Below are 15,495 nucleotides of genomic sequence, written 5' to 3'. Positions count from 1 at the left end.
GCCGATTTCGATCGCGCCCGATCACGTCTATTCACGGGCTTGTGATGACCTCTACGGAACGGAATCCGCGATTCCTATGTTGGAAGAGCGCAACGATGTTGAACCTGTCGGAAGAGGTATCCGACAAAAGGAAGACGACAGGGAAGGCGGCAGGAGACTTCCATGAACCACTCGATCTACAGCGCGGATCGGACGACCCATCTGAAGATTGTGGTCGTTGCACTCGTAGCGGGTGTGATCGTGGCCGGCCTTGGCATCATGTCGCGCAACAGCGTGGACGAGTACCAGACCGCGCGGGTGATGAAGGCCGGCAAGCCGGTGGCCATCACCTCATCGAACAATTCGCTCGTACGCTAGAGAAGGATTTTACGGAATTCACGTGGTTCTTTACAGCCCCCCAAAGGCCACGTGGATATTAAGACCCCCAACTACCCCCAAGTTGACTATCGAAAACGCCCGCTCCCCACGGGCGTTTTCTTTTTGTTTAAATCAGCGGTTCGGCGCCGGCACGCCCGGCGGCACGCTCTCGATCAATTTGCCGGAAAATATCGGCGCTGACGTCGGCACGCCCGTCGGCGATCCACCCGCCGGCTCGACCGTGACGGCGTAGGTCGCGTCGTTGATCGTGGCGGCATCGAAGGATGAGAGCACCGGGCGCTCGGTAAAATCATCCGCACCGATCACGCCAAGCGAACGCGGCTGCGGCAACTGGTCGGAGATCAGCCACAGCTCGAAGCTCTTGCCCGGCTCGGGCGTCGCCCCGACCCGGCGCACGGTGAAATTCTTGGTGGCGGCATCGACGGTGAGGATGAAGGCCGGCGAATTGCCGTCCCGCTGCAGCACGGCGACAAATTGCCCCGAAGCCAGCGCGGGCGGCGTCTTCACTTCCACGATCTGTGTGCGGGGCTTGGGACGGATGGCGTCAGGCAGCGAATCGGGCCGGTAGACCTGAAGGCCCAGCACCACCAGGAGCGCCGCCGCGATCGCGCTTGCCGCCGATGCCACGCCGCGCCAGCGCTTGAGGCGGCTTGCGAGTTGGACCACCCGGCCGTCGTCGCCGACCGCCGCCTGCTGAACGAACGGCTCCTCAACGACCGCGGGCTGTGGCGGCGCCGATGGCAATGCCAAGGGCTCTTGCGACGACGCGGAGGACCGGCTGATCGCGCTCTTGATATTCTCCCATACGACCGGCCGCGGCTCGACCAGCCCCACCATCTGGTTGAGCGGGCCGAGCCTGACTTCCCAGGCCTGCACGAGCGCGGTGAACTCCTCGTTCATCGCCATCATGGTCTCGACCTGCGCGCGCTCCTCCGCATCGAGCGTGCCGAGCGCGTACTCCGCAGCGAGCGCGATATGGTCCTCGTTATCGGCCATCACACGACGTCAAAACCCAAATCTTCAAATCCGAGCCTTCAAAACCCAAGACACTCCCTGATCTCCAGCAGGCTGCGACGCAGCCATGTCTTCACCGTGTTCACCGGCGTCTCGAATTTGGCGGCGAGCTGCTCGCGGCTCCAGCCGTTGTAATAGGCGAGCAAGACGAGCTTCTGCCGGTCCGGCTCCAGACGGCCGACGCATTCCAACAGGCGGCGCAATTCCTCCGTCATTTCGCGTCGCGCCAGCGGATCGGGCGTCTCGGCCGCGACCTCCATCGCCGCGGGCTCCTCCTCCAGCGAGATTTCGCCCTTCTTGCGGACCAGGTCGATGGCGCGGTTGCGGGCAATGGATGTCATCCAGGTGATCGGCGATGCCAGCGCCGGATTGAACTGTGCCGCGCTGTTCCAGATCTTGACGTAAGTGTCCTGAATGACCTCCTCGGCAAGATCCTGACGCCGCAAGATACGCAAGACGACGCCGAAGAGTTTCGCCCGTGTGGCCACGTACAAGCGCTCGAAAGCGGCCTCGTCCCCCTTGGCAACGGCTGCGATCAGCCAGACCAGCTCAGCCGGCGTCAGCATTCAGCATCCCCCAAATCGCGATCCTGTTCGCCTGATGCCGGGAATTAGTCCTATCCCTTCGTAGCATAGTTCTGCATGCCACGGTCCACCAGCCGATCGGATTTGCGGACCTTTCCAAAGCAAAACCCGGGCTTTGCAGCCCGGGTGCGATTCCCGTCCAGCTTGCAGTTCTTCAGGCTTCAGGCGACGCCGAGGCGCGCGCGCATCAAGCCGATCGAGTCCATGTCGGCCTGCTCGCGGGCGCTTTCTTCAGCGCGCTCGCGGGCCTGGTCGCGCTCGTCCAGGAGTTCGACCTTCTTGAGTTCCTCGAAGGCTTCGCCGAGCTGCGCCTTGGCCTCCTCGAGCTGGATGCGCAGTTCGTCAGCGGATCGGGTCAGGTTTTCGCGGCGCTGGATCGCAGCCTTGGCATAGGTCGGATAGGCGAAGTGGGAGGGATCATTGATCCCGGCGCGCTCCTGCTCGACCTGAATTTCGCGCTCAAGCTCCACCGACATGCGTTGGAAATCGGCGATCATGCCTTCGATCTGGGTGACCCTGCGGCGCTTCTCGTCGACCTGAAATTTCTTCAGGCGGATCAGCGTGTCACGTGACTTCATCGACTCATACTCCCCAGAAGCCCCAATTTTGAACGCGGGACAGAGCCGGTTCCCCTCTGGGCCCTACCGGCATCGTTAATGACATGCCGCGGATGATGGCCTGACAAAGTTAGCGTTCCGTTTCCAAGTTCGAGAGGATTTGACCCAGTTGCCGGTAGCCATCGGCCAGACTGACCGACTCGCCCTTGCCCTGGCGCAGGAAGGCCTCCAACGGCTCGTGCAGGCGGATCGCCTCGTCCACTTCCGGGCTCGAACCCGCCCGATAGGCGCCGAGCCGGATCAACTCCTCCATATCGGCATAGGTCGCCATCACCTGGCGCGCCCTGGTGATAACGGGGAGAAACGCCGGATCGGCCGAACGCGGCATCGTGCGGGAGACCGATTTGAGAATGTTGATCGCAGGGTAGCGCCCACGCTCGGCGATCGAGCGCTGCATCACGATGTGACCATCGAGGATGCCGCGGACGGCGTCCGCGATGGGCTCATTGTGGTCGTCGCCATCGACCAGCACCGTGAAGATCGCGGTGATGGCGCCGACCCCGGTCCCCGGCCCGGCCCGCTCCAGAAGCTTCGGCAGTTCGGTGAAGACCGTCGGCGTATAGCCCTTGGCGGTGGGCGGCTCGCCGGCGGAGAGACCGATCTCGCGCTGCGCCATGGCAAAGCGCGTCACCGAATCCATCAGGCACAGCACGTCCTTGTCCTCGTCGCGAAAATACTCCGCGATCGCGAGCGTGAGATAGGCGGCCTGCCGCCGCATCAGAGCCGGCTCGTCGGAAGTCGCGACCACGACCACCGAGCGCGCAAGCCCCTCCTCGCCGAGGTCTTCCTGGAGGAATTCCTGCACCTCGCGGCCGCGTTCGCCGATCAGCCCGATCACCGAGATGTCGGCGTCGACATTGCGCGCCAGCATCGACAGCAGCACCGACTTGCCGACGCCGGAGCCGGCGAAGATGCCGAGCCGCTGGCCGCGGCAGCAGGTCAGGAACGTGTTGAGCGCGCGGATGCCGAGATCGAGCGGGCTGCCGACCCGCTTGCGCGAATGCGCCGGCGGCGGCGAATTGCGGAAAGGAACGGGAGAGGCGCCCTGCGGCAGCGGACCCTTGCCGTCGATCGGCTCCCCCATTGCGTTGACGACACGGCCGAGCCATGCCGGCGAGGGCCGCACGAAGCCGGCGGCATTGGCGATCACAGCACGGCAGCCGCGCCTGACGCCTTCGAGACCACCGAACGGCATCACCACCGCGTTGCTACCGGAGAAGCCGATCACCTCCGCCGGGATGAAGCGGTTGCCGCCAACATCGATCACGATGCGCGCGCCGACCGACATCGCATGGATGGGGCCAGCGATCTCGACCATGAGCCCGCGGACACCAACCACCCGGCCATAAATATTGACGCCGTCGATGTCGCCGATCTGTTCCGCAAGCGCCTTCATTGCGAAAACCTTAAGTTTCGCTGTTTTCTGCCGATCCGCTTAACTTCGTGTTTACCCGCATCATTAATCATTGCGTCACTGTCTTTGGGTGACTGAGGTCGCTTGCCTGTTCAGAAGAAGGGCGAGTCGCGAGAGTCGGTTAGTGCCGCCTCTTAATGTGGAGCTTGAACGAACACGGATGAGAAAAGCTGCTTCCACGCAATATCTTAGGGCGATTCGAAAAAAATTGCACTGTGGACCTTGCGAATGGGAATCAGTTTTTGTTAACCATGTCTCGTCAGGATCCGAATCAGTTGTGCAAAGGCGTTTTGTGAGTGCCGCAAGTGCGGCCGACCTGACGCCCAGGAGCGGCGACTAAAGGGGACTGGCATGCGCGTTTTGCTGATAGAAGATGACAGCGCCGTCGCGCAGTCGATCGAATTGATGCTCAAATCCGAGAGTTTCAACGTCTATACGACGGACCTCGGCGAAGAAGGCGTCGACCTCGGCAAACTTTACGACTACGACATTATCCTTCTCGACCTCAACCTGCCCGACATGTCCGGCTATGACGTGCTGAAGCAGCTCCGGGTCTCCAAGATCAAAACTCCCATTCTGATCCTCTCCGGCCTTGCTGGCATCGAGGACAAGGTCAAAGGTCTCGGCGTCGGCGCCGACGACTACATGACCAAGCCCTTCCACAAGGACGAACTCGTCGCGCGCATCCACGCCATCGTGCGCCGCTCCAAGGGCCATGCCCAGTCTGTCATCCAGACCGGCGATCTCGTGGTCAACCTCGACACCAAGACGGTGGAAGTCGGCGGCCAGCGCGTGCATCTGACCGGCAAGGAATACCAGATGCTGGAGCTGCTCTCGCTCCGCAAGGGCACCACGCTGACCAAGGAAATGTTCCTGAACCACCTCTATGGCGGCATGGACGAGCCGGAGTTGAAGATCATCGACGTCTTCATCTGCAAGCTGCGCAAGAAGCTCGCCAACGCTTCCGAAGGCCGCAACTTCATCGAGACCGTCTGGGGCCGCGGCTACGTGCTGCGCGAACCGCACGAAGCCGACGAGCGCATCCCGGCCTGATCCAGGTTTATGGCGACCCCAGAGGCTCACCCTCCCGACCGAACCCCGCCAAAGTGGCGGGGTTTTTGTTTTGCGCAAGTGTTACAACCTCTCGGACAGATCGAAGATCCGCAAGAGATGCTACGATCTGGCGTCCCAAGGATGAAATATCGCGCAAGGAGTTACGCGAATGGGCATTCTCTGGACCATCATCATCGGCTTCATCGCCGGGGTCATCGCCAAGTTCATCATGCCGGGCGACAACGAGCCGTCAGGCTTCATCATGACGACGATCCTCGGGATCGTGGGCGCGTTCGTTGCAACGTATCTCGGACAAGCCCTCGGCTGGTACGGCCCGGGTGAAGGCGCAGGGCTTATCGGAGCGGTCGTCGGGGCGATCATCGTCTTGTTCGTGTATGGCCTCTTCGCGAGCCGGCGAACGACTTGACGCCGAGACATCGCCGCCGTTCATACCATCAGCGGCCGTCGTCGCTGACAGTTGCAATACTTCTGCCCGAACAGGGCTGATGGAGTTTGCCGCTTATGTCGAACTTCGATCTGGCACTGTCGGTCGGCCTTGGCATCGGTCTGGCCGCCGCAACCGGCTTCCGGCTGTTCCTGCCGCTGCTGATCCTGAGCGTGGCCGCTTACACCGGACATGCAAACCTGAATGAGGGCTTTGCATGGCTCGGCACACCTGCTGCGATCATCATGCTTGGCACCGCGGCCATCGCCGAGATCGCCGCGTTCTACATTCCCGGTGTGGACAACCTGCTCGATACGGTGGCGACGCCCGCTGCCGTCGCCGCGGGGACGATCGTTTCCGCCGCTGTCATGACCGACTTGCCGCCGATGCTGAAATGGACGGCGGCTATTATCGCTGGAGGCGGCATTGCCGGCATCACGCAAGGTTTGACCGCAATGCTCAGGGCAAAATCGACCGTCTTCACGGGTGGCCTTGGAAATTCGGCCGTCGCAACGGCCGAACTCGGAAGCGCCTCGCTGATCTCGCTTCTGGCCCTGGCTGCGCCATTCGTCGCGCTCGCGCTGGTCATCCTGTTCGTCTGGCTGGCATTCCGCCTGTTCCGGGGCCCGGCTCGGGGATCGCACCGGCCAAACGAACCGTAAGCGGTGCACCGGCTGGTTGCGAACTGCGTCGATCGGCTCAAGCAACGTTCACGACGAAATCGTAGCGGCCGACCTTGCCTTCCGATGTGTTGTCGATGCGCATCAGCAGGCGGCGGTCGAAGATGCCGTCGCTGCTGTTGGCGCGCGCATCGCCCGGGAAATAGAGCTGTGTCGCGAGAACGCGCTGGCCCGGCGCCGCGACCTTGACATGGAAATGCCGGGTCCGTCCGGGATACAGCCCCGGCACGATGGTCTCAAAAGCATATCGTCCCTGCCCGTCGGTCACCTGGTATCCTCGCAGCTTGTAGCCGCTATTGTCGTAGGCGCCACGCGCGTCAGCGTGCCAGAGATCGACCACCGCGTTCGCGACAGGTTGGCAGCGCCTGTCGATGACAAAGCCGGTCAATGTGATGGCCTCGCCCGCTGCATCGATCCGGAAGTCGCGCTTCAGGGGCGTGCGCGGCGTGTAGAATGGCCCTTCGGTTTGCGAAACCGTGGGCGCGTTGTCGGCACCGCATGACGGCGTTTCGGGCAGCAGTTGCGCTTGCGCCGGACCGGGCTGCCACAGCTCCGAAGCGGCAACGCCGAGCGAGGTTGCGGCCAGCCAGCGACCGATAGCCTGACGCCGCGTCAACAGATGATCTTTCATCGGGGATTACCGACCTGTTTCCATGGACGCTTCCGTGAGGATGGTACGACCGGTACTGGCCGGCATCATGCCGGCAATCGGTCAAAGGTCCGTGATTTATTTCGTCAACGCAGCCCTCGTTTGAGGCCGGGGAGCGGAGCGGCTGCAGGATCTCACCTCATCCGGATTGAACCGACCATCGTGACGCGCCGACCAATCGCTCGTGCAATTCTGTTGTCGGGCGAATCGGGAGCACGATGGCCAGGACCAGATTCGGTTGTGCGTCGCCACACACAACGAATTCGAGCTCATCCGCGAGAGAAGCGCGTGTCCTTCGCACATCGCCGTGAATTGCCTGCTTTTGCTTGCCTTGGCATCGACCGCTGTTGGAAACTGGCGCCACACCGCAAACGGCGGATAAGCAGGACGGCCCCTATGAAACGCTCGCGCCGCGTTGTGCTGACATTGATGGGAAGCGCTGCGGTCGGCGCCGTCTCGATGGGGCTGGTGCCGCGCGCCGGTTGCAGCCCCGGCAGCATGGCCCTGCCTGGCCCTAGCGGCAAACCCGATTGCCGCCCGATCTATGGTGGCTTCGGCGGTACGCCACGCAGCTTCCGCGACCAGAGCGACGCCGACGACGATCCTTCGCATGGCGGCAGCTGATGTCCTCATGCACCGCATCCCTTGTTCAGAGCGTGACGACTGGCAGGCAACCGCCGAGCGCGCCGGCTTCAGTTTCCATAGCATCGGCGGCGAACGTTACTGGGACGAACGCGCCTATTACGCCTTCACGCTGGATGAGATCGAACACGGGATCGAGGCGCCGACCGGCGAGATCGATGCAATGTGCCTCGAACTGGTCGATCGCGCCATTGATGACGAAAGATATCTGCGCCGGCTGAAAATCCCCGAAGCGTTCTGGCCGCTGATCGCGGAAAGCTGGCGCCGCGACGAGGAGAGCCTCTACGGCCGGCTCGATCTCAGCTTCGACGGACGCGGGCCGGCGAAGCTCCTCGAGTACAATGCCGACACGCCGACCTCGATCTTCGAGGCCGCGGTATTCCAGTGGACCTGGCTCGAGCAGGCGATCGAGCGCAACATCATTCCGAAACGATCCGATCAGTATAATTCGATCCACGAGCGACTGATCGATGCCTGGAAGAAACTGGCGCCCAGCGGCCACCTGCATCTTGCCGGCATGACGAGCAATGCCGAGGACGCCGCAACGCTCGCTTATCTTGAGGATACCGCCACTCAAGCCGGTCTTGCGACGACGCTGCTCGATATCGAGGACATCGGCCTTGCCGATGATGGCCGCTTTGTCGACCTGGATAACCGCACAATCGCACTCGCCTTCAAGCTCTATCCTTGGGAATGGATGCACCACGATGCCTTCGGCGCCAGGCTTGCGAGCGCGCCGACACGCTGGATCGAGCCGCCCTGGAAGGCGATCCTTTCCAATAAGGGCATCCTGCCGCTGCTATGGGAGATGTTTCCGAACCATCCCAATCTGCTGCCGGCCTACTTCGAGGATGATCCGAACGCGCAAACGCTCGGCAGTTCGTTCGTGCGCAAGCCGATCTATTCGCGCGAGGGCGCCAATGTCGCGCTCGTCAGTGCCGGCACCACGCTGGTCGAGCAGGAAGGGCCCTACGGCGCCGAAGGCTTCATCCGCCAGGCACTGGCGCCGCTGCCGAACTTCTCGGGCCAGTATCCTGTCATCGGAAGCTGGCTGATCGATCACATCCCATGCGGCCTGTCGATCCGCGAGGACGAGAATCCGATCACGGGCAACACGTCGCGCTTCCTGCCGCACGCGATCCTTTGAGGGTTCCTGCGTCATTGCGAGCGAAGCGAAGCAATCCATGCCTCCGCAAGTGGTGAGACGGATTGCTTCGCTTCGCTCGCAATGACGGCCAGCGCGACAAAATTGTAGAAGCCGTGGGATGGGTAGAGCACAGGCTATCGTACCGCTGAAGCGGCGGCTCGTAATCCGATCGGCGCGCCGGCGCGGGCGACGGATGCGGTGCCCAGGCAATAGAGACCGCGGCGGTCGGGATACGGCTTGAACACGCTGGTGATGCCGACCACGGATTCGGCCGCCCCCAGCGCCAGCACGCCATCGGGCTCGAGCATTTTCGCAAGCCGTGCGAAGATGTCCGTCTTGGTCTCCTGGTCGAAATAGATCAGCACGTTCCGGCAGAAGATCACGTCGAACGTGCCGAGATGGGAGAAGTCCTGCAGCAGGTTGAGCTGGCGATGCTGCACCATGGCGCGGACGTCGGCGTTGAGCTGCCAGAACTCGCCGATCTGGGTGAAGTACTTCACCAGGAGCTGGATCGGCAGGCCGCGCTGCACCTCGAACTGGCTGAAGATGCCGGTCTTGGATTTTTCCAGCACCGCCTGCGACAGGTCGGTCGCGACGATCTCGGTGCGCCAGCCCGCGAGCGCCGCGCCCATTTCCTTCAAGCACATCGCAATCGAGTAAGGCTCCTGCCCGGTGGAGGACGCCGCGCACCAGATCCGCAGCGAACGCCGCGCGGCGCGCGCCTGCAACAGCGCCGGCAGTACCGTCTGCCTCAGATGGTCGAACGGAATCTTGTCGCGAAAGAAGAAGGTCTCGTTGGTGGTCATCGCCTCGACCACTTCGGATGTCAGCGCCTCGGCGCCGCCGCCCTTCATCCTCTGGACCAATTCGGGAATGCCGGCCAGCCCCGACTTGCGCGCGAGCGGCACCAGGCGGCTCTCGACCAGATATTGCTTGTCGGACGAGAGGTCGAGGCCGGACCGCTCCTTCAGGAGCTTGCGCAGATAGTCATAATCCAACGGCGTCACGAACGATCTCCCGCAAACAACCGATTAAGTTTCGGTCCGATCTCCTTGAGCGGCAGCACCGCGGCACAGATCCCCGCATTCGCGGCCGCGCCCGGCATGCCCCACACGACGCTGGTGGCCTCGTCCTGGGCAATCACGCTGCCGCCGGCGGCGACGATGTCCTTGCCGCCGCGCATGCCGTCCGAGCCCATGCCGGTCAGGATCACCGACATGATGCCGCCCTGCCAGACGTCGATCGCGGACGTGAACATCGGATCGACCGCGGGCTTGCAGAAATTCACCGGCGGCCCGTCATCGAGCGCGATCGTGATTTCGGCGCCGTGGCGCGCGACGCGCATATGGCGGCCGCCCGGCGCGAGATAGATCTGGCCGGCCTTGACGGTCTCGCCGTCAACAGCTTCATGCGCCGGCCGGCGGCTGGCGCGCGCGAGATGCTCGGCCAGGATTGTGGTGAAGGTCGGCGGCATGTGCTGGGTGATCAGCACCGGAAAGCGGTCGATCACTGGCCCGATCTCGGCGACCAGCGCCATCAGCGCCTGCGGGCCACCGGTCGACGAACCGATCAGCAGCACCTTCGGCGCCAGCATGCCGAACGGCCGGCGCACCAATCCCTGCTGCGCCGTCGCCGGACGGGGCGCGACTTCACGCGCCTTGTCCTGCGCCGGGATTAACGCCGGGCTCGCGACGACGGCCGCGCGGCGGCGCACCTTGGCGCCGAGATGGCGGATCTTCTGGATCAGGTCGTGCCTGAAGGTTTCGGCGGCGCCCGCCTCGCGGGTGCTCTCCGGCTTGGGAATGTAATCGGCCGCGCCGAGCGACAGCGCCTTGAGGCTGATCTCCGCGTTACGGCGGGTCAGCGTCGAGGCCATGATGATGACGAGGTCGCGCTTCTTGGCGAGCAGCTGCGGCAGCGCCGAGATGCCGTCCAGATCAGGCATTTCGATGTCGAGCACGGCGACATCGGGATTGACGCGCTCGAGCTGATTGACGGCGTCGAGACCGGTGCGGAATGAGGCCGTCACCTGCATGTCGGACTCGGCGCCGATCCAGCGCGAGATCATGCCGCGGATGACGACGGAGTCGTCAACCACCATCACCCGCAACGGCTCTTCCCTTGTCGGAGTTCGGGCCGGGGCATTTGTCAACGCAACACTCATTAGTTCACCAGCGGCTCAACGGCACGGCTTGCGGGATCATGCTCTCATGCCGATGGCTACCAGCCGCCGGATCGAACGCGACACTCAGATCAGGCCGACTTCCTGGAACTTCGCGGTGACGATGTCCTTGTCGAACGGCTTCATGATGTATTCATTGGCGCCGGCATGCAGCGCGCGGGCGATATGCGCGACGTCGTTCTCGGTGGTGCAGAACACCACCTTGGGCTGATCGCCGCCCGGCATGCGGCGCAGATTGCCGAGGAATTCGTAGCCATCCATCACCGGCATGTTCCAGTCGAGCAGCACGGCGGTGGGCATCGCACGCTTGCAGGCTTCGAGCGCCTTCTCGCCGTCCTCGGCTTCGACGATCTGGAAGTCGAGGCCTTCCAGGATGCGGCGCGCGACCTTGCGAATGACGCTGGAGTCATCGACAACAAGACAGGTTCTCATGTTGGGCCTCTACATCCTCGTCCCGCGAGGGACGTTTCCGTTTCAGTTCTTCGAAGGCGCCGATCAGGCCGCCTTTGCATCCGGCATCAGTTCGAGCACGCGGTCGACATCGAGGACGACCATGAGCTGGCCGTCGAGGCGATGGACGCCGCCGGCAAGCTTGGCCATGCGCGGATCGAGGTTGACAGGATTTTCTTCGCGGCTGTCGTCGGGCAGCCGCAGCACTTCGCCGATCTGGTCGATCAAGAGACCATAGGATTCACCGCGGAGATCGACGCCGACTGCCATCGGCAGCTTGCCGTCGTCATTCTTCGGCAGGCCGAGCCGCGCGCGCATATCGACCACGGTGACGATGCGGCCGCGCAGGTTCAAGACGCCCGCGATCTCGCTGGAGGACAATGGCACCCGCGTCAGCCGCTCCGGCATGAACACGTCCTGCACCCGTGAGATCGGCAGGCCGAACAATTGCCCGCCGATCACGGCGGTGACGTATTCGGCCATGGTGCCTTCGATGGTGTCGGTCTTGCTGGTCATCGTTTCAGTTCCTTGTGCCCGGCTCAACCTGCTCATGCCGCTTTCCTGACCTCGGCGGTCTGTTCCTTCAGCGCCGCGATCAGGCCGGGCCGGTCGAATTTGGCCACGTAATCATGGAAGCCGGCTTGCCGTCCGCGCTCGATCGCAGCCGGCGAGACCATCGCCGACAGCGCAATGATCGGAACGCCGCTCAAATGCTGATCGGAGCGGATGCTCTCGGCGAACTCGAAGCCGTTCATCTCCGGCATCTCGATGTCGGTCAGCACCACGTCGAACGACTGCCCCGAACGCAGCGCGGCAAGCCCTTCCTGTGCGTTCGGCGCGGTGCGCACCTTGTAACCGGCGGCCTTCAGGACCGGCGCCAGCATGTTGCGGAAGAACGCGCTATCGTCGACCAGCAGCACCGATTGCGCGTTGGACGACGGCCGCATCTCCTTGCGGCTGAACCAGTCGGCGAAGGCTATCGGCAGGAAGTGGCCGACGTCGATCACTTCGGTCGCCTGGCCCTTGATCACGGCCGAGCCGAGAATGCCATCCTGCGAGCCCACGACCTCGATGTGAAGCCGCTCCTCGACGATGTCGATGATCTCGTCGACCACGAGGCCCATCGAGCGGCCGTCGTCGGCAAACACCAGGATCGGCTGCGAGCCGGAGGTCTGCACATTGACGCCCGCCATCTGCACCAGCGGCATCAACTGATCGCGGTACTGCACCATGTAGCGGCCGTTGGAGAGCTCGATCTTGTCGGTGGCGATCTCCTCAAGCCGCGTGACGAGCCCGAGCGGCACCGCCTTGGGCTGGCTGGTGCCGGCGCGGAACACGAGCAGCGAGGTGAGCTGCTCGCCGCTGACATGGGCCGCGGCGCTATCGTCCGCCATCTCATGGGCGGACGAGCCGGCAGCGCCGAGCGCCTTGGCAATGCCATTGGGATCGATGATCATGATGACGGCGCCATCACCAAGGATGGTGTTGCCGGAGAACATGTCGATGTGACGCAGCTTGGTCGACATCGGCTTGACCACGATTTCCTCGGTGTGGAACACGCCGTCGACCACGATGCCGAAAGTCTGGCTGCCGACCTGCGTCACCACGATGAAGCCGTTCTCGGGATCGCTGGAAGATCCATCGTCGATCTTGAGCAGCTTCTTCAGATGCATCAGCGGCAGCAGCTTGTTGCGCAGCCGCAGCACGGCGGTGTCCTTGATGCGCTCGATGCGGTGCTCGGAATTGGCCCGGGCGCGAACCAGTTCGACGACCGAGAGCTGGGGAATCGCGAAGCGGTCGCCGCCTGCCTCGACGATCAGCGCGGACACGATCGCGAGCGTCAGCGGGATTTTGATGGTGACGGAGCAGCCCTCACCGGCGACCGACTTGATGTCGATGGTGCCGCCGATCTGGTCGATATTGGTGCGGACCACGTCCATGCCGACGCCGCGGCCGGAAACCGAAGTGACTTGCGCGGCCGTCGAGAAGCCCGGCGCGAAGATGAACTTGTGGATCTGCGCTTCCGTCATCTTCTCCAGCTCAGCCTCGGTGACGAGGCCGTTGGCCAGAGCTTTCGCCTTGATCCGTTCGGTGTTGAGACCGCGGCCGTTGTCGGCGATGCAGATGATGATGTGGCCGCCCTCATGATAGGCGGAGAGACGGATGGTGCCCTGCTCCGGCTTGCCGGCCGCCGCGCGCTCGGCCGTGGTCTCCAGACCATGGTCGGCGGAGTTGCGCACCATGTGCGTCAGGGGATCCTTGATCAGATCGAGCACCTGGCGGTCGAGCTCGGTGTCGGCGCCATGCATCTCCAGTTCGATCTGCTTGCCGAGTTCGCCCGAGAGATCGCGCACGATACGCGGCAGCTTCTGCCAGGCGTTGCCGATCGGCTGCATGCGCGTCTTCATGACGCCTTCCTGCAGCTCGGCGGTGACGTTGGAGAGGCGCTGCAACGGCACCTTGAACTCGGTGTCCTCGTTGCGGCGGGAGATCTCCAGGAGCTGGTTGCGGGTCAGCACCAGCTCGGAGACCATGGTCATCAAATGCTCCAGCGTATCCACGTTGACGCGGATCGACTGGTTGGCGACCTTGTCGGACTCGTGCATGTCGCCTTCGACGGCGACCGTCTTCCTCGGCGCCTTCTTCTCCTTGGCAACCTCTGCCGCCGGCTCCGCGGCAGCGGCAGGCTTCGGCGCCGGCGCGGCAACAGGTGCGGGCGGCGTCACTTCGGTGGCGGTCTCGCGGAATGCGCGCTCGAGTTCGTCGAGCGAGACTTCACCGGGACGCAGCGGACGTTCGAGCGTTTGCACCACCAGCGTGCCCTCCGTCACCGCGGGCTGCAGCGGCGGCGCGGCAACCACAGGTGCTGCCGGCTCGGCACCGGCTTCCGCGGCCATGGCTTCGAAACTGCGCTCGGCCATCTCGTGCAGCTTGACGATGAGATCTTCGTCAGATCCTTCCGGCTCGGCCTCGGTCGCTTCCAGCCCTGCGAGAATCTCCTTGATGCGGTCGATGCTGGACAGGATCAGCGTGACTGCTTCCGCGGTGACCGGCATGCCGTCGCGGAATTTGCCCATCAAGGTCTCGCCGGCATGCGCCAGCGCTTCGAGCCGCGGCAGGCCCAGGAAGCCGCAGGTCCCCTTGATGGTGTGCACCAGGCGAAAAATGTTATCGAGAATCTTCGCGTTGTTCGGCTCTTGCTCGAACTTCACCAACTGATTGTCGACCGTGTCCAGACTCTCGCTGGTCTCGGTCAGAAATTCCCGCATCAAATCGTCCATGAACCCAGCCTTCGTACGCAGCGGCACGCGACATCGACGCGCCTTACGGAACTTGGGCCAGCTTCCATGCAAAGCGTTTAAGTTTGGTTGAGTATGTGGAAAAGAACGGGATCAACAAAGAGATAAGAAGAAAAGATCGAAATCAACGCCAAGTTGCAAACAATTGGTTAACGCTATGGCCGCCGTCGGACCCGCGCGACGCGCTCGCCTGGAGCTCAGATGGCGCTCCACCTTGTCGGTTGAGCATGATCTCTCAAGCGGCTGCGCGCCGGGAGATCATGCAGCAATCGTCAGGACGCGCTGACCACCACCGTCTCGCCTTCGGGGGCGAGCTTGACGGTCAATCCGCAGGCCTGCGCCAACAGTCTCGTATAGTAAGGCTGCACGGCGTGGGCATCGACCGCGGCGGCCGTGCTGCCGAGCATGTCGACGATGTTCTGCGGCACGCGGGAGTTCAGCCCGGCCGCGATGATGCGAAAGCTCATCGTCTCGCCTTCGCCGACCGGATCGATCGTCAGCGTGCCGCCGCGCGGAATCGTCTGCTGCGCGATGAGCAGCATGTTGAGGAGCAGCTTGACGCGGTTCTTGGGCAGCAGCAGCCGCGGCAGATTCCAGGTCAGTGTCACCTTGCCGTCCTCGATGTGCCCCTTCGCCATCGCCTGGGCATCGCCGAGATCGATCTGCGCGCCCGACGACCCGGCGGCGCCGAAGGCGAGCCGGCAGAACTGCAGGCGGGCGGATGCGGTCTTGGCGCTCTTGCGGATCAGGTCGAGCGCGAATTCGCGGTCCTCGGGCTTCGGATTGTCGTCGAGAACCTCAAGGCCATTGACGATCGCGCCGACAGGACTGATGAGATCGTGGCAGACGCGCGAGCACAACAGCGCCGCCAGTTCGAGGGCATCGGGAGCGGGACCGGGAGACGGAGTGCCAGACATGAAGTGTTCCTGGAATGCCGCGAT

The 15,495-nt window shown here is 63.3% G+C and carries 17 protein-coding genes; 6 read left to right on the top strand and 11 right to left on the bottom strand.

What is annotated here, in order from left to right; genetic code table 11:
• The first annotated feature begins 162 nt into the window (after positions 1–162).
• Positions 163–357, top strand: coding sequence for a hypothetical protein (locus I6F35_RS04780; RefSeq protein ID WP_225116505.1), 195 nt, complete (start codon positions 163–165; stop codon positions 355–357).
• A gap of 132 nt (positions 358–489) precedes the next feature.
• Here I6F35_RS04780 and I6F35_RS04775 read toward each other — a convergent pair whose 3' ends face one another.
• The 4 genes from I6F35_RS04775 to fliI form a co-directional block, all read right to left on the bottom strand.
• Positions 490–1,374, bottom strand: coding sequence for an anti-sigma factor (locus tag I6F35_RS04775; RefSeq protein ID WP_225116504.1), 885 nt, complete (start codon positions 1,372–1,374; stop codon positions 490–492).
• A 38-nt stretch (positions 1,375–1,412) separates the two neighbouring features.
• On the bottom strand, positions 1,413–1,958 hold the full coding sequence (locus tag I6F35_RS04770) for a sigma-70 family RNA polymerase sigma factor (RefSeq protein ID WP_225116503.1): 546 nt from the start codon (positions 1,956–1,958) through the stop codon (positions 1,413–1,415).
• Positions 1,959–2,137: 179 nt separating this feature from the next.
• Complete coding sequence (gene fliJ / locus I6F35_RS04765) at positions 2,138–2,554, bottom strand: flagellar export protein FliJ (RefSeq protein ID WP_225116502.1); 417 nt, start codon at positions 2,552–2,554, stop codon at positions 2,138–2,140.
• A 109-nt stretch (positions 2,555–2,663) separates the two neighbouring features.
• Complete coding sequence (fliI, locus tag I6F35_RS04760) at positions 2,664–3,989, bottom strand: flagellar protein export ATPase FliI (RefSeq protein WP_225116501.1); 1,326 nt, start codon at positions 3,987–3,989, stop codon at positions 2,664–2,666.
• Between the two features lie 369 nt (positions 3,990–4,358).
• Here fliI and I6F35_RS04755 point away from each other — a divergent pair, with 369 nt between their 5' ends.
• From I6F35_RS04755 to I6F35_RS04745, 3 genes are all read left to right on the top strand, one after another.
• Complete coding sequence (locus tag I6F35_RS04755; RefSeq protein ID WP_016848562.1) at positions 4,359–5,060, top strand: response regulator transcription factor; 702 nt, start codon at positions 4,359–4,361, stop codon at positions 5,058–5,060.
• A gap of 169 nt (positions 5,061–5,229) precedes the next feature.
• Entirely contained in the window at positions 5,230–5,487 is a 258-nt protein-coding gene (locus tag I6F35_RS04750; RefSeq protein ID WP_225116500.1) for a GlsB/YeaQ/YmgE family stress response membrane protein, read from the top strand.
• Positions 5,488–5,582: 95 nt separating this feature from the next.
• On the top strand, positions 5,583–6,167 hold the full coding sequence (locus tag I6F35_RS04745) for a DUF4126 domain-containing protein (RefSeq protein ID WP_225116499.1): 585 nt from the start codon (positions 5,583–5,585) through the stop codon (positions 6,165–6,167).
• A gap of 37 nt (positions 6,168–6,204) precedes the next feature.
• Here the strand turns inward: I6F35_RS04745 and I6F35_RS04740 are convergent, their stop codons facing one another.
• Positions 6,205–6,816, bottom strand: coding sequence for an intradiol ring-cleavage dioxygenase (locus I6F35_RS04740; protein ID WP_225116498.1), 612 nt, complete (start codon positions 6,814–6,816; stop codon positions 6,205–6,207).
• 414 nt (positions 6,817–7,230) lie between these two features.
• Here I6F35_RS04740 and I6F35_RS04735 point away from each other — a divergent pair, with 414 nt between their 5' ends.
• Both I6F35_RS04735 and I6F35_RS04730 read left to right on the top strand, forming a co-directional pair.
• Positions 7,231–7,458 carry a hypothetical protein gene (locus I6F35_RS04735; protein WP_225116497.1) on the top strand — a complete coding sequence of 76 codons (228 nt, stop codon included), beginning with the start codon at positions 7,231–7,233 and terminating at the stop codon, positions 7,456–7,458.
• A 7-nt stretch (positions 7,459–7,465) separates the two neighbouring features.
• Positions 7,466–8,623, top strand: coding sequence for a glutathionylspermidine synthase family protein (locus I6F35_RS04730; protein WP_225116859.1), 1,158 nt, complete (start codon positions 7,466–7,468; stop codon positions 8,621–8,623).
• Between the two features lie 134 nt (positions 8,624–8,757).
• Here I6F35_RS04730 and I6F35_RS04725 read toward each other — a convergent pair whose 3' ends face one another.
• From I6F35_RS04725 to I6F35_RS04700, 6 genes are all read right to left on the bottom strand, one after another.
• The gene (locus I6F35_RS04725; protein ID WP_225116496.1) at positions 8,758–9,630 is read right to left on the bottom strand and encodes a protein-glutamate O-methyltransferase CheR; all 873 of its coding nucleotides are present in this window, start codon (positions 9,628–9,630) and stop codon (positions 8,758–8,760) included.
• The gene (locus I6F35_RS04720; RefSeq protein ID WP_225116495.1) at positions 9,627–10,787 is read right to left on the bottom strand and encodes a chemotaxis response regulator protein-glutamate methylesterase; all 1,161 of its coding nucleotides are present in this window, start codon (positions 10,785–10,787) and stop codon (positions 9,627–9,629) included. The genes I6F35_RS04725 and I6F35_RS04720 overlap by 4 nt, the downstream gene beginning before the upstream one ends.
• An 84-nt stretch (positions 10,788–10,871) precedes the next feature.
• Positions 10,872–11,237, bottom strand: a complete 366-nt coding sequence (locus I6F35_RS04715; protein WP_225116494.1) for a response regulator — start codon at positions 11,235–11,237, stop codon at positions 10,872–10,874.
• A gap of 63 nt (positions 11,238–11,300) precedes the next feature.
• A complete protein-coding gene (locus tag I6F35_RS04710; RefSeq protein ID WP_225116493.1) occupies positions 11,301–11,771 on the bottom strand; it encodes a chemotaxis protein CheW in 471 nt (156 codons plus the stop codon).
• A 32-nt stretch (positions 11,772–11,803) separates the two neighbouring features.
• Positions 11,804–14,536, bottom strand: a complete 2,733-nt coding sequence (locus I6F35_RS04705) for a hybrid sensor histidine kinase/response regulator (protein ID WP_225116492.1) — start codon at positions 14,534–14,536, stop codon at positions 11,804–11,806.
• Between the two features lie 290 nt (positions 14,537–14,826).
• The gene (locus tag I6F35_RS04700) at positions 14,827–15,471 is read right to left on the bottom strand and encodes a histidine phosphotransferase family protein (protein WP_225116491.1); all 645 of its coding nucleotides are present in this window, start codon (positions 15,469–15,471) and stop codon (positions 14,827–14,829) included.
• Positions 15,472–15,495 lie beyond the last annotated feature (24 nt).

Origin of the sequence: Bradyrhizobium sp. BRP22, from assembly GCF_020194175.1 — a bacterium.
Taxonomy (GTDB): Bacteria; Pseudomonadota; Alphaproteobacteria; order Rhizobiales; family Xanthobacteraceae; genus Bradyrhizobium.
The sequence above is the reverse complement of the archived record's forward strand: the minus strand, read 5'-3'. Positions and strand labels throughout refer to the sequence as shown.